Source organism: Mameliella sp. CS4 (assembly GCF_019392335.1).
In the GTDB taxonomy this organism is placed as follows: Bacteria; Pseudomonadota; Alphaproteobacteria; order Rhodobacterales; family Rhodobacteraceae; genus Antarctobacter.
Genome location: NZ_JAHXRQ010000023.1, coordinates 41,893 through 64,627, shown reverse-complemented (window position 1 = coordinate 64,627; position 22,735 = coordinate 41,893). Strand labels below are relative to the sequence as shown.

Here is a 22,735-nt window from a genome sequence, read left to right as displayed (position 1 = left end):
TCGTCTGGTTCCCCCTAACGGAAGCGGACGGATACCATCTCACCGAACCGAACCGGTTCACCCTCCTCGGACCGAAAGTCCCATCCATAGGCAAGAAGCTGGTTGGCGAGGTCCTTTGGCGCGATCTTCCTGTAGCGATTTGCAGTGTCCGAGCGGCCCCATCCGCCATGATCGAGCAAAGCGGCCCAGTCCTTGGTCTGAGCGTAAAACCAGGTCGCCCATGTATGGCGAAGCGTGTAGGGGACGACATCCGCGTCTAACCCGGCTGCATCGCGCACCTTTCCGAACGCGACCGCCATCTGCGCACCCCGGTTTGGATGGATTTTGTAGGGTTGGCCATTCGGAGCCGGGAAGGCCGGACCTTCGGCAGGTATCTCGCCGACCAGTTCGACTGCTCGCCGTGGCAAGAATACGAAGCGCGGCCGAAAAGCGGTTTTGGTGCCCGGCAGCCACCACTCCCGCGTGGTTGAATTCCAACCTTTTCCATCGAGCGCCATGGTCTCGCCGGGCCCCGCACCGGTGCCGAGCATGAAGGCGATCTTTCGCAACGTCTCGCGTCGTGGGTCTCGAAGGCCAATTGCGTCAGGATTGCTGGCAACCTGCAGCAACCTTTCTACTTCTTCCGGTCTGAGCCAACGCACCCTCCGCGTATCCGTCGATCTATGTCGACGCTTCCCGGCTGTGAAATTTTGTATTGAACGTATCGGAACCCGAACCTGACGCCGGATCGTATCTGGCCGCGCTTCCGGATATAGAGCTGCGGCGGCTTCCATGATGCGAACTTCATCGATGTCCTCGATGAACGCATCACGTCCAAAGTAACGCTTCAGCTTGGGAAGAAACCGGGCTTCCCCTCCGCCTGCTTCGTATAACTCCGCCGCCTTGACGAACGATGTTTTCCTCGGCTTCTGCCCACCCTGAAGTTCGTCCTGCCAAGTTGAATGATAAATCTTCTCAGCCAGCTTTTCGGCAATCTTGCGCTGGGACTTGTCGCCCACGGGAAGCCTTCGGCGGATGCGGCGAGACCCTATACGAAAATCGATGGCCCAAGCCGCGTGTTTCTCTTGCCAGACGGGTGTCCATGGATTTGCCAAGCGTTTGCGCCCTCCATCGTATCTTGAGCGACTTTCGGTGTCGTTATGACGCACGCGGAAGTCGGTCCTACGAAAGGGAAGTTGGCCACTTTGTTCGGACGCGAAGGAAAAATGTCCGCACCTGCCCCGACATGATTACAGGGTGCGCCGAGCAAGCGCGCAGCTGACGCCTGAATTGCTCGTGCAAAGCACGGAAACTCGCGATAGGGTAATGAAAACAAGCCCTTTTGCGAGTTCAAAGCTACATGTCCGACAGCCTGACCGATCTGATCCTTTCGCTCACACCCGAAGACGGCTCTTCCATCGGCAATGGCGCGATGATGGCGCTTCTACGTGAACGGGTGCCGGGCCTCAGCGACCAGGACTATGCGGCTGCCCGAGATGAACTGGTCGACGACGGGATGCTGGCCCGGGGACGCGGGCGCGGTGGTTCGATCTATCGGGCTGATGTCGCAGACTTGGAGCTAACCGCGCCGGAGGAACGCGAATCCAAGCCGGCATCGGCGCGGTCGCGCAAGAAAGCTACACGGAAGGCGGACGATCAAACGCAGGTGCTGAGCTACCGCCATGGCGAGACGCGGGTGAACAACCCCGAGGTCGGGATGGTTCATGCCGGCACTGATCCGGATGGCGACAAGACGATCTGGGCCTACGACCCGCATCTCGACCCGGTGCTGAACTTCGACTCTGCGCGAGCGGGGATCGAGCAGCTGATCGACGATGCGCTGGCCAGCGACGATACCGCGCGGATGAAGGACGCGCTGCAGGAGCTGAAACGGCTGCAGGCGCCTTATCTCAACTGGACGGGCAAGGCGGAGCGGACGAGTGTCGAGGTCGATACCGTCTCGCTCCATGTTCACGAGCGGGTGGATCCGGCGACGATCCTCGCCAATGCGGCGAAGCGGCTGAAGGGCGAGGACGCGGCGACGCAGTGGCGGCAGCCGGACCTGTTCGCGGCGCCGTTCGAGAACCTGCCGCTGCGCCAGGCGCTGGATTTCTACCACCACGAAAAGGGCTGGTCGAACCGGCTGGTGGCGGGCGACAGCCTGCTGGTGATGAACTCGCTCCTGACCAAGGAGAGCATGGGCGGCAAGGTGCAGATGATCTACATCGACCCGCCCTACGGCATCAAATACGGGTCGAACTTCCAGCCCTTCACGAACAAGCGCGACGTGAAGGACCGCTCGGACGACGACCTCACCCAAGAACCCGAGATGATCAAGGCGTTCCGGGACACCTGGGAACTTGGCATCCACTCATACCTCACCTATCTGCGCGACCGGCTGATGCTGGCGCGGGAACTGCTGAGCGAGAGCGGGTCGGTGTTCGTTCAGATTTCGGACGAGAACGTTCACCGAGTTCGTGCGATACTCGACGAGATTTTTGGCTCGGACAACTTCATTTCAGAGATCATTTTCCGGAAAACTACCGGAAAAGGCGGTGGAAGCCTCGATACGACAAACGATTTCGCCCTCTGGTATGCCAAGGAAAAGGGGAAAGCCAAATATAATCCCACCTATGAGCCGAGGTCGATTGAGGATGACCAAAACCTTCGGATGATCGAGTTGTCGAATGGCTATCGGCGACGACTATCCAACGATGAAGTATTCGGAGCGCAGGAGCTACCTGCCGAGTCGAAGCCGTTTCGCGCCAATCCCATTACCAATCAGAGACCGGCTGAGGGAAAAGACCTGCGAGAGTTTCCGTTTCAGCTGAGCACATTTACCCCTGCGGGAGGCACGTTTCGGACTGACCAGAACGGACTCACGCGCCTCAACAGAGCCAATCGTCTAACCGCAAGCGGCAAAACACTTGGGTTCGTGAGATATCTTGGGGACTTCGGCTACAAGCCCCGCAACAATATCTGGGACGACACACGCTCAAGCGGCTTCGGCGAAAGAAAGACGTACGTCGTTCAAACGAATACCAAAGCCATCGAACGCTGTCTCCTGATGACCACCGATCCCGGCGATCTGGTGATCGATCCCACCTGCGGTTCCGGCACCACAGCCTTCGTTGCCGAGAAATGGGGGCGGCGCTGGATCACCTGCGACACTTCCCGCGTGGCGATCACGCTGGCCAAGCAGCGGCTGATGACCGCCAGCTTCGACTACTACGCCCTGCGCTATCCGCATGAGGGGCTGGGTGGCGGCTTCGACTACGAGACGGTGCCGCACATCACGCTAAAGAGCATCGCCAACAACCCCGACATCGACACGATCCACGCCGACGACCACCCGAAGATCGCGGCGGCGCTCGCCGACCTGAACGCCGCGCTGGCCGCCAATCCGCCGAAGCCGCTCAAGCCCGCGCAGGGCGTGCGCAAGGGCAAGCCGGTGGACTTTGCAAAGGGCGACAGCCTGCACGAATGGGAGGTGCCCTTCGATTGGCCAGACGATTGGCCCGACGCCGCCCGCGCCGCGTTCGACGCCTTCCACGCCGCCCGGCAGGCGATGCAGCGCCGGATGGACCAGTCCATCGCCGACCATGCCGAGCAGGAAACGCTCTACGACAAGCCGCGCATCGACAAATCCAAGCTGCGCATCTGCGGGCCCTTCTCGGTCGAGGCGGTGCCGGCGCCGACCGTCCTGTCGCTGGACGAAAGCATGCCCCCACAGGAGGCCGACGAGACCGTCGCCCGCTCCGGCGAAACCTCCCGCCAGGCGCTGTGGCGCGACGAACTGCTCAAGACCGGCGTGCGCGGCAAGGGCGGCGCCATGCTCCGCTTCGCCGAGTTCGAGACGCTACCGGGACTCAAGCATGTCCATGCCAGCGGATCGCTCGCCGATACGGGCGAACGCGTCGTCGTCAGCTTCGGCCCCGAGCACGCGGCCCTGGAGCAGCGGCAGGTGGAGCTGGCGCTGACCGAGGCGGAGACCCTGCGCCCGTCGCCGAAGTTCATCCTGTTCTGCGCCTTCACCTTCGACCCCGAGGCCGCGAAGGACATCGACGAGGTGAACTGGCCGGGCGTCACCCTACTCAAGGCGCAGATGAACACCGACCTTCTGACCGAGGATCTGAGGAAGAAGCGCGCCTCGAACCAGTCCTTCTGGCTGATGGGCCAGCCGGACGTGGAGCTGCGCAAGCGCACGAACGGGACGTGGGAGGTCGAGGTGAACGGCTTCGACTATTTCGACCCGAAGGCGGGCGACCTCGTGTCCGGCGGCAAGACGCAGATCGCGATGTGGTCGCTGGACGTGGACTACGACAACCGCTCGCTGATGCCGCACCAGGTGTTCTTCCCGATGGCGGATGCGAAGGGCGGCTGGAACCGCCTGCGCAAGACCGTACGGGTGGAGCTGGACGAGGACCTGCTGGAGCAGTTCCACGGCACCCTCTCTCTGCCATTCGAGGCGGGCGAGAACCGGCGCATCGCGGTCAAGATCGTGGACGACCGCGGGATCGAGTCGCTCAAGATCATGCCGCTCGAGGATTGATCCCCGATGTCCCTCATCATCAACACACCATTCGAGTGCCCCGCGCAGCATTGGGTAGAGGGCAAGGGCGGCAAGCTGGAGATCAAGCCCGAGCGGCGGCCCGCGAGCTACGAGGTATTCGACGCGCGCAACAACACCAAGCGGACCGAGGTTCTGGACCTGGTGAACACGGTCCGGGCGCGCGTGGATCAGTGGCGCGCCGACGGCTGGCCCGGTGTCACCATCGTCACCCGCAAGCTGCTCGAGCACTGGCACGACCGCGATGCCCGGCAACACCCGTTCTACTTCTGCCAGCTCGAGGCCATCGAGACGCTGATCTGGCGGGTCGAGGGTGCCGAGGCCTACAAGCAGGGCATCGCGATCCCCGGCGATGGCGGCGCGTGGGAGCGCTTGTGCAACAAGATGGCCACGGGCACGGGAAAGACCACGGTGATGGCGATGATCATCACCTGGCAAGTTCTGAACGCGCTGACCTATCCGAAGCGGAACAAGGATTTCAGCCGCGCCGTGTTCATCGTGGCGCCCGGCCTGACCGTGAAGGAACGGCTGCAGGTGCTGCTGCCCAGCGAGGGCAGCTACTATGACGAGTTCAACCTGTGCCCATCCGAGGCCCTGCGCCAGAAGCTGAACCAAGCCGAGGTCCTGATCGAGAACTGGCACACCCTGATGCCGCTGAAGGAAACCGACCGCTCAGTGGTGAGGAAGGGGCGCGAGTCCGACGAGGCCTTCACGCGACGCGTGCTGGGCAAGCTGGCGTCGCACAAGGACATCATCGTCATCAACGATGAGGCGCACCATGCCTATCGCAAGCCGCCCGAGGTGAAGATCAGCAAGAAGGCGGCCGCGGAACAAGGCATCGACCTGGATGAAGCGACGCGCTGGATCGAAGGCCTGGACCGCATCCACAAGACCCGGCGCATCCAGCGCTGTTTCGACCTCTCGGCCACGCCCTTCGCGCCGACCGGCAAGAAGAGCACCGACACGGCGCTGTTCGACTGGATCATCTCGGATTTCGGGCTGAACGACGCGATCGAGGCAGGGCTGGTGAAGACGCCGCGGGTCGTGGTCCGTGACGATGCCGTTCCGGACGCCAAGACGCTCCGGTCGAAGCTCTATCACATCTATCGTGACCCATCCGTGTCCGAAGACCTGAACCGGGCGAAGGCAGAGCCGCACGAGGCGCTGCCCAAGCTTGTCCAGGATGCCTACACGCTGCTCGGCGCCGACTGGCGGGAGACCCGGGCGCGTTGGCGGGAGGCCGGGCATCACTCACCGCCCGTCATGCTCACGGTCTGCAACCGCACTGAGACCGCGGCCCGCATCGAGAACTACTTCAACAAGGGCGATGCACACTGGCCCGAGCTGCACGCGCCAGACCGGACGCTTCGCGTCGACTCGAAGGTGCTCGAGAAGGCGGAGATCGGCGAGACCGCCTCATCCGACAAGGACTACGAGGCGCGTCTGAAAGAGATCATCGACGCGGCAGACCTTCCCGAAACCCGCCGCCAGCAGTTTGTCGGCCTGAAGAAGGAGGAACTGCTGCGCGAGATCGTGGACAACGTCGGGAAGAGGGGCGCCGCCGGTCAGGACCTCCAGAACGTCATATCGGTGGCGATGTTGTCGGAGGGATGGGACGCCAAGAATGTGACGCACATCATGGGGTTACGCGCCTTCACCTCCCAGCTGCTCTGCGAACAGGTTGTCGGGCGTGGATTGCGCCGCGTGTCGTACGACACTGACGAAAATGGCCTGTTCCTACCCGAATACGTCAATGTCTTCGGTGTGCCGCTCTCCATCTCGGAGACCGGCGAAGGCGGTGAGGCGCCGCCCCCGCCGAAACCTACCACGCAGATCGAAGTGGTGCCTGACCGTGCGGATCTGGAGCTTCGCTGGCCGAACGTGCTGCGCGTTGAGACGGTCGTGAAACCGGAGCTCGCCATCGATTGGACCAAGGTCCAGCCGCTCGTGCTCGATCCTGCCAGCACACCGATCAGCGCCGAACTCGCCCCGGCGCTCGGCGGCGCGACGGACATGGGCCAGGTCACCGCGATCGACCTCGAGAAGCTACCGGATGGCTTCCGCCTACAGCGCCTTGTATTCCAAGCCGCGCGGAAGGCGTTTGCCGAGCTCAGACATGGATTCACCGGCACCCAAGAGTATCTGGCGGCGCAGTTGGTGAGGATTGTCGAGACTTTCCTGAATTCCAACCGTCTCGACATCCCGTCACTGTTTCACTCGGACCCGCTCCGGAGGCGCATCCTCATCGCACTCAACGTCGACTTGGTGGTCCAGCATGTGTTGCGCGACGTGACCGAACAGAACACGAAGCACCTCACGCCGGTGTTCGACGAGGACAACCCGATCGGCGCAACCGGACAGATGCGCACGTGGTATACGACCAAGCCATGCTTCCCGACGACCAAGTCGCACATCAGCCATTTCGTTGGAGATTCTGCTTGGGAAGGCCACGCCGCCAACGTCTTCGAGAAGCGCGATGACGTTCTTGCATGCGCTAAAAACGACCATCTCGGCTTCCAGATCTATTACATGTGGGCGGGCTCCCGGCGGCGATACGTCCCGGATTTCCTGGTCCACCTTGCTGGCGGCACCATCCTCGCGCTTGAGATCAAGGGCACCGACAGCCCTCAGAACAAGGCGAAGCGGGACGCGCTGAATGAATGGGTGAAGGCGATCAACGCAGCCGGCGGTTTCGGACGCTGGGCCTGGGATGTCGCATTCAAGCCGGGTGAGGTTCAGGACATCATCTTGAAACACGCGACCGCCGTCGAAACGGCCAACTGAAGACCCGGTTTCGACCGTCGCGGGATGCGCCCGATTCGGTATGGACCTCGAGTTCGTGGATATCAGTCCGCTGTCAAATATGAGATAGGCAGCCCTGCGCGATCACGATTTGTTACAGGTCGCCGATATTGCGGGCCATGCTTGAGACGGAAAAATTTCGGTGCTGGTCCGATGTTCAGATAATATACGTGGCTATTCAAAACTGGCAGTTCTAAGGGTTGCAAACCGGAGGTTGTCAAAGAAGAATTCGTATTTTTTCCGTGCTTTGACGCGAAAAATTTCCGGGGAAGGTAATCGCGCAGCCTGGCGCCGGGTGTTGCCTTCACAACAAGGTGCGTTGCCGCCTGACGTGCCGTTTGCCTCTGCCTGCTGGCCCGGCAACACCGTGACCAGAAAAACCTGAAGGGGCCAGTCGGCCACCTGATGCGCTCGAAAAAAACTTGACAACCAAGCTGTTCGAAAATTGACGCATCGCGCTGCAAGCCACTGCCATGATGACTGGAATTCGAATGGGCCAGCAACTCTGGAACGGCGCAGAGTGCCATTTCGCTGTTCGGGAGATGCAACCCGGAGGTCAGAGACTTACTCATTTGAAAGCTCGGAAAAAACGGCCCCGTCGATAGGTTATCCCCGGAAAAAGACGGCTTCTGCAACACAGAAAATCTGCTGTCTCCCGCGATAACCCGACACCCTGAGCGCCCTTGGCGGTCGTTTCAGTCTCTCGGACGAGCGCAAATTGGGTCCGGGATTCCTCTTTGGGTGAAAATTTCCAACCATATATCCGTGAGCCTTACGATTTTTTCCGGCCTTCCTGGGGAGGCCCGCTGTCGCGTTTTTCCGTCCGTCCAGACACAGTGACATTCCCGCCTCTCTGCTTCGCCCCATTTACAGCCCGGGACGTCTCGGCCCTTCCTTGTTCAAGGAAAACAACGACCTGCATCCTCTGCATGTGGGGAGCACCGTGAGAGAACGACTGAGACCATGACTGCGAACTCTGAGAGTGAACACTGTCCACATTGCGGTAGTTGCCGCAATTCTGGCGGGGCGGAATGGAAGGAAGCGCCTCTGACGCGGGAAGAGGCCGCACAAGTACTCGGGATAAAGGTCAGAACGCTCTTCGATCTCAGGAAAGCGTATCGCCGCTCTCGCGATATCGAGGCAGTTCACCGCGGGAATGTCCGTTTCTATCGGCAGCACATTGAAGCGTTAATGGAGTTACTGAAATGGGAAAACTCAAAGGAACGGCGTGCTGGTACCCGTTCTGGAACGGCCGGTCATACTGCTACGACTTCTATGTCGAAGGGCAGAGGTATCGCCGGTCGACGGGGGTCCGCGATTTCGAGGCGGCTGAAATAGCCGAGGACGTCGCGAAGGGCGTTCATGACGCGGCCTGGGAGCGGGCACTGTCGCCGTCCCCGACGTTAAGGGAGGCGGCGGATCTCTATCTCGCCGAATTCGATAAGTTTCGGAGCGATATCGAGAGACTCGTCGCTTATTTCGGTCCGTTCAAGCCTATCGAAGACATCGACGCCTTCGCGTTCAAGAGATGCAAGGTTGATCTCAAGAAGCCAAGCTGGAAATCGGATGATACCGCGCGCAAGCATGTCACGACGCCGCTCAGGGCCGTGCTCAGAAATGCTCTGGGGCTGCGTTACGAGACGCGCGTAGACAACCCGAGGGACCGCGTTCTGACGCCGGAGGAGGCCGAACGCCTGATCGAGGCGGCCATGAACCCGCCGGAGACCATCCGCGACCCCCATCTGCGCCTGCTGAAGATAATCGCCTTCCTGCTCGGCACCGGTGCGACGCCGGGTGAGATGTTCTGCGTGCGGGCCGAGGACGTCATTCGGGCCACCAGAGAGATCCGGATTCGAGGCAAGGCCCGGGGAGCTCGCAAGACGCCCTATCGTGCCCGCATGGTGCGGCCGCCCGAGCGAGCCTGGGAGCTGATGGGCGATCTGCCGTCGGAAGGACGCGTCTTCCTATCGACCACCGGCAAGGAGATCGTGCCGGATGGCGAGCGCGGCAGCACCGTGATCCGGCAGTTCCAAAAGGTCTGCGTTGCCGCCGGGCTGAATCGCGAAACCGAAGTCGACGACGCCGATGCAGATGCAGATGCAGATGCAGATGATGGATACGAGAAGTTGGTCCTTTATAGCCTGCGGCACACATGGGCAACCTGGTTCAGCGCGCAGGTCGGGGATCAGGATTGCCTGATTGACCGCGGCGGTTGGGCCAAAGCAGACACCGCCCGGCGCTATAGAAAGCTGGCGCCCTCGGATCTCGGCGAGCGGCTGCTCGCCCATGGCTGGGACTTCCGCACATGATGGGAAGGATTTGGGAGTCCCGAATTCGGGGAGCAAAAAAGCCGCTGGAAATCAGCGGCTTACCCGGAGTGTCTACTCCCTTAGCAGGGGAGCGCCTTCGACCACTCGGCCACGTCTCCGCCGCCGTGTCTATGCGGGCGAAACGGCGGAAACAAGTCGAAATTGACAGCGAAACGACAAAACCGCCAGGTCTTCATTCCGGACGGCAGATCTCTCCCCGCGTCATGCCCAGCAATGTCCGCGCCACCAGGCCCGTCACGATCACCACGAGGAGTGCCAAGAGACCTGCCCCCAAGGTCCCGTGCAGGGCGGAGCCGGCAAGGTCCGCGTAGCGCAGGCAGGAGATCGTCAAACTCGCCAAGGGGAAGCTCAGCGCCCACCAGGACAGGGCAAAGGGCGGGCGCATCGCCTGGACCAGAAGGACCGTCGCCAGGGCGCCGAAGGCAAGCCCGCCATTGATCAGCACGCGCGCGAAACCGTCCAACTCACCGCCATTCAGCTGCAACCAGGACAGGAAGGCGACGGATGGCGGCGCCACGAGGATCGCCAACGTCGGCTGCAAACGCGCCGGCAGGGCCGGTTGCGTGATCAGGCGCAAGAGCAGGATCGGCAGCAGCGCGGCCCAGAAGAGGACGCCGGTTGCGAAGAACAGCCAGGAAAGATCGGCAAAGCCCAGCGGCACACCCGCCACCGGCACCACCACGTTGCCCACCGCCGGGATGAACCAGGCCGGGTTCACCTGTCCCAGGCCGAAGGTTCGCGGCCCCATCCAGGCCGCGATCACCGCCAGCGCCAGCCCCGCCTGCAGCGCCACGCCAACACCCCAAAGCCACAGCGCCGCGCCCGGCAGTTCAAATCGCAGGGCGGTGGCCACCAGCATCAGTGAAATCGGGATGGCGGGGAAAAAGTTCAGCTTGACCGGATGCGCCCATTCCTGCGCAACCGCGCCGGGATGGCGCAGCGCCTTGAGCGCGTAGAACAACGTGACCGCGATGAGATCCGCCGCTGCCACCGCCAGCGCGAACCGTGGCAGCCCCGGTCCCCAGCCGAAATAGCCCGCCGCCGCATGCAGCGCCAGCGCCAGACCGGACAGGCCCATCACGCTGGCAAAAAGGGTGATGTGAAAATGCGACAGCCTCTGCTCGGGCATCGGCGCGGCATGGGGGGAAACTTGGTCGGTCATCGCGGGCCTCCGGAAACACATTCATCTCTTGGAATGTATTTGCCGCGTTCGCGTTGACCTGCATCAAATCCGCGGAACCGCGTTACCTGGACAACAAAAAGCCCCCTGCCCGGCAGGGGCAGAGGGCCGTTGCATCAAGGCGCCGCTGATCGGATCAGGTCAGGTGTTGAAGAGGAAATGCAGAACGTCGCCGTCCTTGACCTCGTAGGCCTTGCCCTCGGCGCGCATCTTGCCCGCGTCCTTGGCGCCGGATTCACCGTTGCAGGACACGTAGTCGTCAAAGGCGATGGTCTCAGCCCGGATGAACCCCTTTTCGAAATCGCCGTGGATCACGCCCGCCGCCTGAGGCGCCGAGGTGCCCCGCTTGATCGTCCAGGCGCGGGCCTCTTTCGGGCCGACGGTGAAATAGGTCTGCAGGCCCAAGAGCTCGTAACCCGCCTTGATCAGCCGGTCGAGACCCGCCTCTTGCAGCCCCAGTTCCTCCAGGAACTCGGCGGCTTCCTCGGCGTCCAGCTGGCTGATCTCTTCCTCGATCTTGGCAGAGATCACCACGTGGGAATTGCCCTGCGCCGCCGCCATCTCGCCCACCTTGGCCGACAGGCTGTTGCCCTCGGCCGCGTCGCCCTCATCGACATTGCAGACGTAGAGCACCGGCTTGGAGGTCAGGAGCTGCAGCATCCGCCAGGCCTTGGCGTCCTCGTCGTCCACCTCGACCACGCGGGCGGGTTTGCCCTCTTCCAGAACGGCCAGGGCCAGCTTCATCAGCCGTTCCTGCTGAACCGCCTCCTTGTCGCCGCCGCGCACCTTGCGGACGATGTTCTGCAACCGCTTCTCGATGCTCTCCATGTCGGCGATGATCAGCTCGGTCTCGATGGTTTCGGCATCCGAGACCGGGTCGACACGCCCGTCAACGTGGGTGACGTCGTCATCCTCGAAACAGCGCAGGACATGGGCGATGGCGTCAACCTCGCGGATGTTGGCCAGGAACTGGTTGCCCAGCCCTTCGCCCTTGGACGCACCTTTGACCAGCCCGGCGATGTCGACGAAGGTCATGCGCGTCGGGATGATCTGGCCCGACTTGGCGATCTCCGCCAGCTGCGTCAGCCGCGGATCGGGCACTGCCACATCGCCCACGTTGGGCTCGATGGTGCAGAAGGGGAAGTTCGCCGCCTGCGCCGCCGCTGTTTTGGTCAGCGCGTTGAACAGCGTCGACTTGCCCACGTTGGGCAGCCCCACGATTCCCATCCGAAAGCCCATCGGGCACACTCCTTCTTGAATGACGGGCCGCTTCTAGTCGGGCAACCCCGTGCGTGCAAGCGGCGAGGCGTCCCGTGACACGCAAAACCCCTCTTCCCGTTGGGGAAGAGGGGTCCGTGCATGCCTTGAACTGACGAAGGAGGGATCAGCCGAAGCGGTTCGGGCCGGGGGTCGGCTTCTGGATGAAGAAGTAGATCAGCACCAGGAAACCGACAACCGGGACCAGGCCGATCAGCAGCCACCAGCCCGACTTGTCGATGTCATGCAGACGGCGGACGCCAATCGCGATGCCCGGGATCAGGGTCGCCAGCGAAAAGATTGCGCCCAGCACCATGATGCCCAGCATGCCGTCGATGATTCCCAGAACGAAGGAGATGAGGATGATGGCCAGGAAGGCCCACCAATATTCACCGCGGTTCGAGCGGCCTTCGAAATTGATGTAATTGCTGAAGAAAAGCTTGACTGCTTCTCCCATGCCGACCTGGCGGTCGTATCCGCCGGCACCCGCATCCATTGTATGGGCCATAATCTGTGTCTCCTGAAAACTGTCCGTGGTCCCTGAGTGGCCCGGATCGCGTCCCCGATCCGGTAGCGGCAATTAACCACCGTACCAGGGCGTTCTCAATGGTGGAATACCACCAGTCGCGCGAAAACGAGTGGTAAATCAGGCGCCTGACGTCTGCCGCGCCAGAATCGCCGGACTGTGCTTCCAGAAGCGCCACATCAACAGCCCCGCCGCCGCCGCAAGCCCCACGACCAGCCCGAACCAGATGCCCTCTCCGCCCCAATCCAGGGCAAAGCCAAAGACCCAGGCGCAGGGCATCCCAATACCCCAATAGGCCACCCCCGCCATGATCATCGGCACCCGCGTGTCCTGCAGCCCGCGCAACAGGCCGATGTGGATCACCTGGGTCGCATCGACGACCTGGAACAGCGCCGCCATCAGCAACAGCCCCCGGCCCGCCGCGATGATCGCGTCCCGCTGGGGGTCCTGCGGGTCGACAAAGAGGCTCATCAGCGTTTCGGGCAGCGCCACGAAGACGGTCACGGTCAGCGCCGCCGCCACGGCGCCCAGCACCGCCACCACCCGTGCCCCGCGCTGCATATGATCCAGGTCGCCCCGGCCCAAGGCATTGCCCGCCCGCACAGTCGCCGCATTGGACAGGCCCAGCTGTACCATGAAGGCCGCCGTCGAGATCTGCAGCGCCACACCATGCGCCGCAAGCGGGATCGTGCCCAGCCAGCCCATCAGCACGGCGGTGGCCGCGAACAGCGCGACCTCTGCCAGGGTCGTCAGCCCGATGGGCCAGCCAAGGTGAAAGACCTGCGCGAACATCTCCCAGTCCGGGCGCCAGAAGCGCACCATCAGTTCGTGCTCTGGCAGCTTGATCAGCGCATAACCCGCCACCAGCAGCAGCGAGATCACATGCACCGTCACAGAGGCGATCGCCGCCCCGGAAATCCCCAGTTCCGGCGCACCCCAGTTGCCGAAGATCAGCGCATAGTTGGCCAGCGCATTGGCCCCCGCCGCGGCCAGCGTGATCCACAGCACCACGCGTGTATGTTCCAGCCCGGCCAGGTAGTTCTTGAACACCATGACCCCCAGCGCGGGCAAAAGCCCGGCGGCCGCGATGCGCAGGTAGGTCTGTGCCAGCGCCGCCACCTCGGGCGTCTGGCCCATGCCGCCTAGGATCGTCCCCGAAAACCAGAACAACGGCAGGGTCACGAAGAAATAGAGGATCGACAGCCACAGCGCCATGCGTGTCGCGCGCCGCACCAGCACCTCGTCCTGCTGCGCGGCATAGCGCGCCACCATCGGCATGATCGCCCAGGCAAAGCCCGACCCGAACAGGAAAACCGTGAAAAAGAACGACCCGGCCAGGGTCAGGGCCGCCAGTTCCGGCACACCGTACCAGCCGATCATGATCGTGTCGGTCAGACCGATGGCAAATTGCGCCAGATGCCCGCCGATCAGCGGCAGGCCAAGGCGCAGGACAGCGCGCCTGTGTTCGGTGTAGGACATGGGCATGGTCATGCCCCGCCCTTAGTGCCAGCCCCCACGGGAGGCAAGGGCGCGGGGTGCGTTACCTGCCGTCCTGTGCTAGGCTGTTCGCAGGCGCCTTGATGGAGCTTTCCAATGGCCGACCCCGTTGATCTTGAGCGGCTTTTGCCGGACGCCCGCGCCTTCCTTTCGGAACTTGCGGAAAACAACGACCGTGAGTGGTTTCGGGACAACAAGGCGCGCTACGACAGCCAGCTCAAGCGCCCGTCGGAAAAGCTGCTTGCGCGGATTGCCGCCTGGCTTGGAGAGACCCGGGGCACGCCGCCACGGACCAAGCTGTTCCGCCCCCACCGCGATGTGCGCTTTTCCGAGGACAAGACCCCCTATCACACCCATCTGCACATGATGTGGTCGCTGCCGGACGGGCGGGTCTGGATGCTGGGTATCTCGCCCGACTATGCCACGCTGGGCGCCGGGTTGATGCAGTTCGAACCCGCGCAGCTTGACCGCTGGCGCGAGGCGGTGGCCTCGGACCGGGGGGCAGAGCTGGCCGCGCTGGTGGCGGAGGCGGGATGGCGCGTCGATCCCCCCTCGCTGCAACGGGTGCCCGCCCCCTACCCCGCCGATCACCCGCGCGAGGACATGCTGCGGTGCAAGGGCTATGTCGCCTGGCGCGATAACCTGGACGCGGCGCTGGCCGCCGATCCCGCCGCCAGCAGCCGGCAGGTCATCACCGAGTTCGCCCCGCTGATGGACTGGCTGGGCGAGATCGCCTGAGCGTCAGGTCCGGCGCCCGTCCGGGTGCAGGATCTTGCCCAGGATATGATCCGACCGGTGGATGACATGCCCGGCCCCGCCCACGATCAGCGGATCGGGCACGCCGACGATCCTGTGATCCTTGTCCGGGTAATCCAGCGTCGACAGGAAATGCCGCATGCAGTTCAGCCGCGCGCGTTTCTTGTCGTCCGACTTGATGACCGTCCAAGGCGCATCGGCGGTGTCCGTGTAAAAGAACATCGCCTCCTTGGCCTCGGTATAATCTTCCCACTTGTTCAGGCTGGCCTTGTCGATGGGCGACAGTTTCCACTGTTTCAGCGGGTCCGTCTCTCGGCTCTGGAACCGGGCCAGCTGCTCGTCCTGCGTGACAGAGAACCAGTACTTGTAAAGCTGGATGCCGGAGCGCACCAACATCCGCTCCAGATCCGGGGTCTGGCGCATGAATTCCAAGTAGTCGTTCGGCTCGCAAAAGCCCATGACCCGCTCGACGCCGGCGCGGTTGTACCACGACCGGTCATACAGCACGATCTCGCCCGCAGTCGGCAGGTGCTCGATATAGCGCTGGAAATACCACTGCCCGCGCTCCTGCTCCGTCGGCTTGTTCAGTGCGACGACACGCGCGTTGCGCGGGTTCAGATGTTCGGTGAACCGCTTGATCGTGCCCCCCTTGCCGGCGGCATCTCGGCCCTCGAACAGCAGCACGAATTTCTGCCCGGTTTCCTGCGCCCAGAGCTGCACCTTCAGCAGTTCGGCCTGCAGGCGCGCCTTGTCGCGTTCGTAGGCGCGGCGCGACACCTTCTTGTCATAGGGATATTCGCCGGTCTCAAAGGCGCGGCGGATCTCGTCCGGGGTCGGGTGATGGCGTTCTTTCCGCGCGGGCAGCGGCACGGCAACGGGATCGACTGCAGGTGCTTCGGCTTCCACGACAGGCTCGGGCGCGGCAACAGCATCGACGGCATTGGCAACAATCTGGTCTTCGGCGGGGGCGGTCTGGGATGGCGGCATGGGGTCTCCTTTATGTCACGGTCCAATGATCGCATGATCCCGGCGCCCCCGCCTTGCGACACGTCAAGAAACCGTCACGAAAGCTTCACCTTTTTCCATTTTCCAGGCGGCATTGATTTTCCCCCGCACATCCGGCAAGAGGCAAAAGCCTTGCAGGGAGTGAGCCATGACACGCATCGATTCCACCTTCGCCCGGTTGCAAGCCGAGGGACGGAAAGCCTTTGTCGCCTATATCATGGCCGGTGACCCGGACGTGGCCACCTCGTTGGCGGTGATGAAGGGCCTGCCCGGGGCCGGCGTCGACGTGATCGAACTGGGCCTGCCCTTTACCGATCCGATGGCAGACGGGCCGACGATCCAGCTGGCCGGTCAGCGCGCGCTCGAAGGCGGGATGACGCTGGACAAGACCCTGCAGATGGTGCGCGACTTCCGCGCCGGGGACAATGACACCCCGATCGTGCTGATGGGCTATTACAACCCGATCTACTCGCGCGGGGTCGAAACCTTCCTTGATCAGGCCAAGGAGGCCGGGATCGACGGTCTGATCATCGTCGATCTGCCGCCCGAGGAAGACGACGAGCTTTGCATTCCCGCGCAAAAGGCCGGGCTGAACTTCATCCGTCTCGCCACGCCCACCACCGACGACAAGCGCCTGCCCAAGGTGCTGCAGAACACCAGCGGCTTTGTCTACTACGTCTCGATCACCGGGATCACCGGCGCGGCGGCGGCCGAGGCGGCGGATGTCGCCCCCGAGGTGGCGCGCATCAAGGCCAAGACGGATCTGCCCGTGATCGTCGGTTTCGGCATCCGCACGCCCGAGACCAGCCAGGCCATCGCCTCTGTCGCGGACGGCTGCGTCGTGGGGTCGGCCATCGTGGGGGAACTCGCCTCCGGCAAGTCTGTGGATGAGGTCCTGTCCTTCGTGTCGGGCCTCGCCGGTGGCGCTCACTCGGCCTGAGCCAGCAACAGCCGGGCCATGACCGCGATCAACTCCTCGCGGCGGACCGGCTTGGCCACATGGGCATCCACCCCCTGCCGCAGGTAGCTGGAGACCTGGTGCGTCATCGCGTTGGCGGTCAGGGCGATGATCGGCACGGTGCGCAACTCGCGCGCCGCCTCGACCGCGCGGATCATGGCCGCCGCCTCCAACCCGTTCATGACCGGCATGTTCACATCCATCAGGATCAGGTCATAGGCCTCGGCGAAATGCGCCTCGACCGCCTCGGCGCCGTCATCCACCATGTCGATGCGCAGCGGATAGCGCCGCAGGAGCAGGCTCAGAACCCTCTGGTTCGTCTCGCTGTCCTCGGCCACCAACACGCGCCAGTCCCGCGCCATCAGCACCGCCTCTGCCGCATCCACAGAGGTATCGGCCGAGCGCGGGCGTGGCTGCGCATCGCGCACCTTGACCCGGGCGATGAAACGCGCCCCGGCCTCGGGTGCGGGTTCATGGACCAGATCACCGCCCAGCAACCGGCAGATGCGCCGTGATATCGCCAGGCCCAACCCCGTGCCGCCGAACTTGCGCGTGATCGAGGCATCGGTCTGGGTAAAGGCCTCGAACAGGCGGTCTCGCCTTTCGGGTGGTACACCGGGGCCGGTATCGCGCACCTCGATCTCCAGCACCTCGCCCTTGCGCCGCAGATCGACATGGATCCCGCCCGTGGCGGTGAATTTCAGCGCGTTGGACGCCAGGTTGGTGATCACCTGCCGCAGGCGTGTCGGGTCACTGCTGATCCAGCCGCGCGCCCGCGCGTCCTGCCGCACCCGCAGGTCCAGGCCCTTCGACTCGGCCCGTGGCTCATAGACCTGGCGGACCTCGTGGCACAGCGCGTCCAGGTCGAAATCGCGCTCTTCCATTTCCATCTTGTGGGCTTCGATCTTGGACAGGTCCAGAAGATCGTTCAGCAATTCCAGCAGCGACAACCCGCAGGACTGGATGATTTCCGCCATCTCGCGCTGTTCGCCCTGCAACTCATCGCTTTCGACCAGGGCCGTGGCCATGCCCAACACGCCGTTCAGCGGTGTGCGGATCTCGTGGCTGATCATGGCCAGGAAACCGCTCTTGGCGGCGCTGGCGCTTTCCGCCGCGGTCTTGGCCTGTTCCAGTTCCCGCGTCCGTTCCTGCACCGCCTCTTCCAGGGCGGCGGCCTGCGCCTGCAGCGCCGCGTTGGCCTCGAACAGGGCGCGGCTCTTGCCTTCAAGCAGGCGCTCGGCCTCCTTGCGGGCGGCGCGTTCGCGGTCGTAGCGGCGGCGCAGGACCCTGCCGTCATCCGGCGCGCTGACTACCGGAGAGCCCATGCCTCATGTCTCCAGCCGGACGTCAAACACCGCCTCGCGCGGCGAGACCCGGTCCAGCCCGATCTGCGCGTCCTGGCCGAAATGGTCCACGCAGGCCTCGATCAGGCCGTGGCAAAAGGCGACAAGCGGGCGTTCGGACCGATAGGTCATCCGCAGGTGCTCCGGCGTCACCCAGGCCGTCTCGAACCGCGGCAGTTCCGCGTCTGAATAGAGCTTGCGCACCTCGACGTGCACCTCGCCCTCGATCGCGGCGAGCATGTCCAGAACGGTTGCCTTGTCCTCGAAGAACTGGGGATAGGTCTGCACGAAACGGGCATGCATCCAGGCACCGAACTTGCGCTGCAGATCCTCCGTCGGAATGCCGGTCAGGTCGCTGACGGCACCAACGATCTGCATCAGCTCCCTGCAGGGGTAATTCCCGACCGAGGTATAGGCCGCACCGGAGTCCAGGTCGAGCTGGTCGAGGATGTCATCCACAGCCTCTTCGCCAATGGCCTGTTCGGCCATTTCCAGCAACTCCGTGAACACGATGCCCTTCATCGGCCTGATTCCTTGACCCGTTTGAACTTGCGTAGCCCAGGCCGATGAAGAGCGTCTTAAGAGTCGCATTGCATGAATGTCCGGCCATTGGTAATCGCTTCTTACCAATTCCCACGAAAGCGCCCTGCCATGCCCGTCATTACCGAAATCGAGGATCTCAAACGCATCTATCGGCGCAGGGTGCCGAAAATGTTCTACGATTACTGCGAGTCCGGCAGTTGGACCGAACAGACATTTCGCGAGAATTCTTCGGATTTCGACGACATCTACCTGCGTCAGCGGGTGGCGGTGGACATGGCGGGCCGCTCGACGAAAACACAGTTGATCGGGCAGGACGTGTCGATGCCGGTGGCGCTGGCGCCGGTGGGCCTGACGGGCATGCAGCACGCCGACGGCGAGATCCTCGCCGCCAAGGCGGCCGAGAAATTCGGCGTGCCCTTCTGCCTGTCCACCATGTCGATCTGCTCGATCGAGGACGTGGCGTCGAACACTTCGGCGCCGTTCTGGATGCAGGTCTACACATTGCGCGACGACGAGTTCATGCAAAACCTCTTTGACCGGGCGAAAGAGGCGAAATGTTCCGCCGCCGTCATCACCGTCGACCTGCAATTGCTGGGTCAGCGTCACAAGGACCTGAAAAACGGCCTCTCCGCCCCGCCCAAGCTGACGCCGAAATCCGTCGCCAACATGATGACCAAGGTCGGCTGGGGCCTGAACATGCTGCAGACCAAGCGGCGGTTCTTCGGCAATATCGTCGGCCATGCCAAGGGGGTGACGGACCCCTCGTCGCTGGTCACCTGGACGGCGGAAAGCTTTGACCAGTCGCTGAACTGGGACCGCATCCGCGAGTTCCGCAAGATGTGGGACGGCCCGCTGATCATCAAGGGCATCATCGACCCGCGCGACGCGCTGGAGGCCTGCAACGTCGGCGCCGATGCCATCGTCGTGTCAAACCACGGCGGGCGGCAGCTGGACGGGGCGCTGTCCAGTATCCGCGCGCTGGAACCGATCGTCGATGCGGTGGGGGACAAGATAGAGGTCCATATGGACAGCGGCGTGCGCTCGGGTCAGGACGTGCTGAAGGCGCGCGCGCTGGGGGCCAAGGGCGCCTGGATCGGCCGCGCCTTCGTCTACGGTCTGGGCGCGATGGGCGAGGCCGGCGTGACCCGCGCGCTGGAGGTCATCCACAAGGAACTGGACCATTCGATGGCGCTCTGTGGCCACACCGATATCGAGACGGTGAACCGCGATATACTGATGGTGCCCAAGGGGTTCTCCGGCGACTGGGCCTGACGGGTTAACCCGCTGTTAATGAATGAAAATGTTTCGCGCGCGAAACAGGACCCCGGCGGATCACTCTGCCGGGGTCATCGCGGTTGCCGCCGCCCGCCGGACCAGCGGCACCAGCACCAGCGGGATCGCCAGCATCAGCGCGCCCACCACGGCAAAGGAGGCGCCAAGGCCGAACCCCTCGGCCAGACCGCCCATCAGCGGCGGACCGACGAAGAACCCGGCATAGCCCAGCACCGCGACGCGGCTGATCGCCAGCGCCTTGAACTCGCTCGAAACCAGCCGTCCGCACCAGGAAAAGGCCATCGGCGCCACCACCGACACCCCCAGCCCCAGCACCGCGAAACCGGCATAGGCCACCGCCAGCCCCAGCGCAAAGGCCGCCGTCACGGCGCCCGCGCAGGTCAGCACGGCCGCCAGCCGGATCACCGCCGCTTCGCTGACGCGCTGCGCCACCACCTGGCCGGAAAACCGCCCCAGCGCCATTGTCACGCCCAGGATCGCCGGCCCCAATGCGCCCTGCGCCGCCCCCGCGCCCAGCGTGCGTTCCAGGTGCAGTGCCGACCAGCCCTCGGTCCCCTGTTCAGCCAGAAAGCCCAGCAGGACAATGGCCCCCAGGGGCGCCAGGACCCACCAGGACAGCGGCGCAGCCGGTGGCGCGCCCTCCTCTGGCGGGGTCTCGCGCACCGGGGCCCGCGCCATCAGGACGCAGAGCGCCACGACCGGCAGCGCCAGCGCCGCGAAAACGGCAAAGGGCGACCAGCCCGCCTCGCGCGCAAGCCCCGTCATCAGCGCGGCCACCGCATAGGCGGCGGAATAGATCCCGTGGTTGAGATTCATCAGCGACCGCCGGCTCTGCCCCTCCAGCATCGACAGGCGCGCGTTCATCGAGACGTCCAGCGTGCCAGAGGCCATCGCCGCCGCCATCATCGCCAGGGCAAATGTCACGCCGCCCCCGGCCAGCCCCGGCAACAGGAAGGCCAGCGCCATCAGCAGACCCGAGACCGGCAGATCGCCGTTGCCCAGCCGCCGCTGCGCCAGTGGCGCCAGCCACATGGCCAGCACGGCCCCCGCCGCCGAGACCAGCATCGCCAGGCCAAAGCCGCCATCGGACAGGCCCACCTGCGGCTTGAGATCGGGCACCAATGCCGCGAAGGCACCCCAGTAAAGACCCACGGCCACGAAACCCGCCGCTGGCCCCCGGCTGATGATAAGATCGCGCAACATGGGGATCGCCTGCCACGGGCCGCCGCCGTCGTCCAGCGCGAAACGGACCGGGCCGGGAGGACGAATCCGCTTGCCAAACGGGGCGATCCGGTTTACCGGCACGGCTTCACGCGGGGTGACAGCCTTGGAGGCACCCTGCATTTTTAGATGGAGATACAATATGGCTGGTGAGATTCCTGATCTCAACGCCCAGGAACGGACGGGGACAGGCAAGGGCGCCGCTCGTCAGGCACGTCGTGCTGGCATGGTTCCGGGCATCGTTTTCGGTGGCGACAAAGATCCTCTGCCGATCAATCTGCCCTTCAACGCCCTGCTCAAGCGCCTGAAGGCCGGTCGCTTCAAGGCGACGCTCTTCAACCTCAAGGTCGATGGCCACGAGGATGTGCGCGTGATCTGCCGCGACGTGCAGCGTGACGTGGTCAAGGACCTGCCGACCCACGTCGATTTCCTGCGCCTGCGCCGCACCACCAAGATCAACCTCTACATCCCGGTTGAATTCGTGGGCGAAGACGTGGCCCCCGGCATCAAGAAGGGTGGCGTTCTGACCATCGTTCGCCCGGAAGTCGAACTGATCGTGACCGCGGGTGACATCCCCGAGAAGATCACCGTCGACCTGTCGACGCTGAAAATCGGCGACATCGTCCACATCTCGGACGTGACCCTGCCGGAAGGCGCCAAGCCGACGATCGACCGCGACTTCGTGATCGCGAACATCTCGGCACCGTCGGGCCTGGCCGCACAGGAAGCCGAAGAAGAAGCCGAAGCCGCCGCAGAGGCTGCTGCAGAAGCCGCAGACAGCGCCTCCGAAGACGCCTGATAACAGGCGCTTCGCTGAACAGCTTTCGAACCCCCGCCCCCGGCGGGGGTTTTTCTTTGTCCGGGGAATGGTCAGCCGGGTTTGCGGACCACGCGGCTGGCAAAGAGGATCGCGCCCTAAACGCTCTGGGCCGCAACCCGCGCGGCGGTTTCGTCGCGAAATCCCTGCGCCAGCGCCTCGGAGCAGTCCCCGGCCCCGGCCGCCGCCGTGATACCGCGCGCCATGAGCGACTGGATATAGGCAGGCCGGTCCATCTGGACAAAACTGTAGGCCCGACTGTCGGGCGTCCTGTCCATGCCAATCCTGCCCCAAAGCGGCAGTTTCTCCGGTGACCTCAGGCGGTCAGCACCTGCACCGCCTCGAAGATCTCCAGCTCGGGCGGTTCCAGGTACATATGCGCCGAGCTTTTCGCCCCGCCATGCGCGGCGCGAAACGCCTCGGACTTGGTCCAGCCGGTGAAGCTGGCCTCGTCCTCCCACAGCGTGTGCGAGGCATAGAGGACATGATCCTCGCGCTCCGGCCCCTTCATCAGGGCAAAGCTGCGGAACCCGGGGACGCTTTTCAGGTGGCTGTCGCGGTTTTTCCAGAGGGTTTCAAAGGCCTCGACTTCGGATTTGACCACCTTGAACCGGTTCATGGTCAGGTACATTCCGCTCTCCCGTTGTGATCCATGCCG

Annotated in this window: 19 protein-coding genes; 7 read left to right on the top strand and 12 right to left on the bottom strand. The window is 63.7% G+C overall.

Going from position 1 to position 22,735, the window contains the following annotated elements; genetic code table 11:
- Positions 1–14: 14 nt before the first annotated feature.
- Positions 15–998, bottom strand: coding sequence for a tyrosine-type recombinase/integrase (locus tag KZZ07_RS21660; RefSeq protein ID WP_219517097.1), 984 nt, complete (start codon positions 996–998; stop codon positions 15–17).
- Between the two features lie 341 nt (positions 999–1,339).
- Here KZZ07_RS21660 and KZZ07_RS21655 point away from each other — a divergent pair, with 341 nt between their 5' ends.
- Both KZZ07_RS21655 and KZZ07_RS21650 read left to right on the top strand, forming a co-directional pair.
- Entirely contained in the window at positions 1,340–4,531 is a 3,192-nt protein-coding gene (locus tag KZZ07_RS21655; protein WP_219517096.1) for a site-specific DNA-methyltransferase, read from the top strand.
- Positions 4,532–4,537: 6 nt separating this feature from the next.
- Complete coding sequence (locus KZZ07_RS21650) at positions 4,538–7,333, top strand: BPTD_3080 family restriction endonuclease (RefSeq protein WP_219517095.1); 2,796 nt, start codon at positions 4,538–4,540, stop codon at positions 7,331–7,333.
- Between the two features lie 192 nt (positions 7,334–7,525).
- Here the strand turns inward: KZZ07_RS21650 and KZZ07_RS21645 are convergent, their stop codons facing one another.
- A complete protein-coding gene (locus KZZ07_RS21645; protein WP_219517094.1) occupies positions 7,526–7,753 on the bottom strand; it encodes a hypothetical protein in 228 nt (75 codons plus the stop codon).
- Between the two features lie 803 nt (positions 7,754–8,556).
- On the opposite strand from KZZ07_RS21645, the gene KZZ07_RS21640 reads away from it, so the two are divergent.
- On the top strand, positions 8,557–9,660 hold the full coding sequence (locus KZZ07_RS21640; RefSeq protein WP_219517092.1) for a tyrosine-type recombinase/integrase: 1,104 nt from the start codon (positions 8,557–8,559) through the stop codon (positions 9,658–9,660).
- Positions 9,661–9,853: 193 nt separating this feature from the next.
- Here KZZ07_RS21640 and KZZ07_RS21635 read toward each other — a convergent pair whose 3' ends face one another.
- The 4 genes from KZZ07_RS21635 to KZZ07_RS21620 all read right to left on the bottom strand — a co-directional run bounded on the left by KZZ07_RS21635 (position 9,854) and on the right by KZZ07_RS21620 (position 14,135).
- Complete coding sequence (locus KZZ07_RS21635) at positions 9,854–10,843, bottom strand: SLAC1 anion channel family protein (RefSeq protein WP_219517090.1); 990 nt, start codon at positions 10,841–10,843, stop codon at positions 9,854–9,856.
- Between the two features lie 159 nt (positions 10,844–11,002).
- A complete protein-coding gene (gene ychF, locus KZZ07_RS21630) occupies positions 11,003–12,100 on the bottom strand; it encodes a redox-regulated ATPase YchF (RefSeq protein ID WP_219517088.1) in 1,098 nt (365 codons plus the stop codon).
- A gap of 145 nt (positions 12,101–12,245) precedes the next feature.
- Positions 12,246–12,626: a DUF805 domain-containing protein gene (locus tag KZZ07_RS21625; RefSeq protein WP_219517086.1), complete on the bottom strand. Its 381-nt coding sequence runs from the start codon at positions 12,624–12,626 to the stop codon at positions 12,246–12,248.
- Positions 12,627–12,764: 138 nt separating this feature from the next.
- Positions 12,765–14,135 carry an MATE family efflux transporter gene (locus tag KZZ07_RS21620; RefSeq protein ID WP_219517084.1) on the bottom strand — a complete coding sequence of 457 codons (1,371 nt, stop codon included), beginning with the start codon at positions 14,133–14,135 and terminating at the stop codon, positions 12,765–12,767.
- Between the two features lie 102 nt (positions 14,136–14,237).
- On the opposite strand from KZZ07_RS21620, the gene KZZ07_RS21615 reads away from it, so the two are divergent.
- Positions 14,238–14,879, top strand: a complete 642-nt coding sequence (locus KZZ07_RS21615) for a TIGR02453 family protein (protein WP_219517082.1) — start codon at positions 14,238–14,240, stop codon at positions 14,877–14,879.
- 3 nt (positions 14,880–14,882) lie between these two features.
- Here KZZ07_RS21615 and ppk2 read toward each other — a convergent pair whose 3' ends face one another.
- Positions 14,883–15,884: a polyphosphate kinase 2 gene (gene ppk2, locus KZZ07_RS21610; protein WP_219517081.1), complete on the bottom strand. Its 1,002-nt coding sequence runs from the start codon at positions 15,882–15,884 to the stop codon at positions 14,883–14,885.
- A 166-nt stretch (positions 15,885–16,050) separates the two neighbouring features.
- On the opposite strand from ppk2, the gene trpA reads away from it, so the two are divergent.
- Positions 16,051–16,842, top strand: coding sequence for a tryptophan synthase subunit alpha (gene trpA, locus KZZ07_RS21605; protein ID WP_219517080.1), 792 nt, complete (start codon positions 16,051–16,053; stop codon positions 16,840–16,842).
- Here the strand turns inward: trpA and KZZ07_RS21600 are convergent.
- Together KZZ07_RS21600 and KZZ07_RS21595 are read right to left on the bottom strand one after the other, a co-directional pair.
- Positions 16,830–18,185, bottom strand: a complete 1,356-nt coding sequence (locus KZZ07_RS21600) for an ATP-binding protein (protein WP_219517079.1) — start codon at positions 18,183–18,185, stop codon at positions 16,830–16,832. The genes trpA and KZZ07_RS21600 overlap by 13 nt on opposite strands.
- A 3-nt stretch (positions 18,186–18,188) precedes the next feature.
- The gene (locus KZZ07_RS21595) at positions 18,189–18,725 is read right to left on the bottom strand and encodes a heme NO-binding domain-containing protein (RefSeq protein ID WP_219517078.1); all 537 of its coding nucleotides are present in this window, start codon (positions 18,723–18,725) and stop codon (positions 18,189–18,191) included.
- 129 nt (positions 18,726–18,854) lie between these two features.
- Here KZZ07_RS21595 and KZZ07_RS21590 point away from each other — a divergent pair, with 129 nt between their 5' ends.
- Complete coding sequence (locus KZZ07_RS21590) at positions 18,855–20,018, top strand: alpha-hydroxy acid oxidase (RefSeq protein ID WP_219517077.1); 1,164 nt, start codon at positions 18,855–18,857, stop codon at positions 20,016–20,018.
- A 60-nt stretch (positions 20,019–20,078) separates the two neighbouring features.
- Here the strand turns inward: KZZ07_RS21590 and KZZ07_RS21585 are convergent, their stop codons facing one another.
- On the bottom strand, positions 20,079–21,242 hold the full coding sequence (locus KZZ07_RS21585; protein ID WP_219517076.1) for an MFS transporter: 1,164 nt from the start codon (positions 21,240–21,242) through the stop codon (positions 20,079–20,081).
- Between the two features lie 160 nt (positions 21,243–21,402).
- On the opposite strand from KZZ07_RS21585, the gene KZZ07_RS21580 reads away from it, so the two are divergent.
- Positions 21,403–22,059, top strand: a complete 657-nt coding sequence (locus KZZ07_RS21580) for a 50S ribosomal protein L25/general stress protein Ctc (RefSeq protein WP_219517075.1) — start codon at positions 21,403–21,405, stop codon at positions 22,057–22,059.
- A 116-nt stretch (positions 22,060–22,175) separates the two neighbouring features.
- Here KZZ07_RS21580 and KZZ07_RS21575 read toward each other — a convergent pair whose 3' ends face one another.
- The gene (locus KZZ07_RS21575; RefSeq protein WP_219517073.1) at positions 22,176–22,355 is read right to left on the bottom strand and encodes a hypothetical protein; all 180 of its coding nucleotides are present in this window, start codon (positions 22,353–22,355) and stop codon (positions 22,176–22,178) included.
- 38 nt (positions 22,356–22,393) lie between these two features.
- A complete protein-coding gene (hmuQ, locus tag KZZ07_RS21570; protein ID WP_219517072.1) occupies positions 22,394–22,708 on the bottom strand; it encodes a heme-degrading protein HmuQ in 315 nt (104 codons plus the stop codon).
- Positions 22,709–22,735 lie beyond the last annotated feature (27 nt).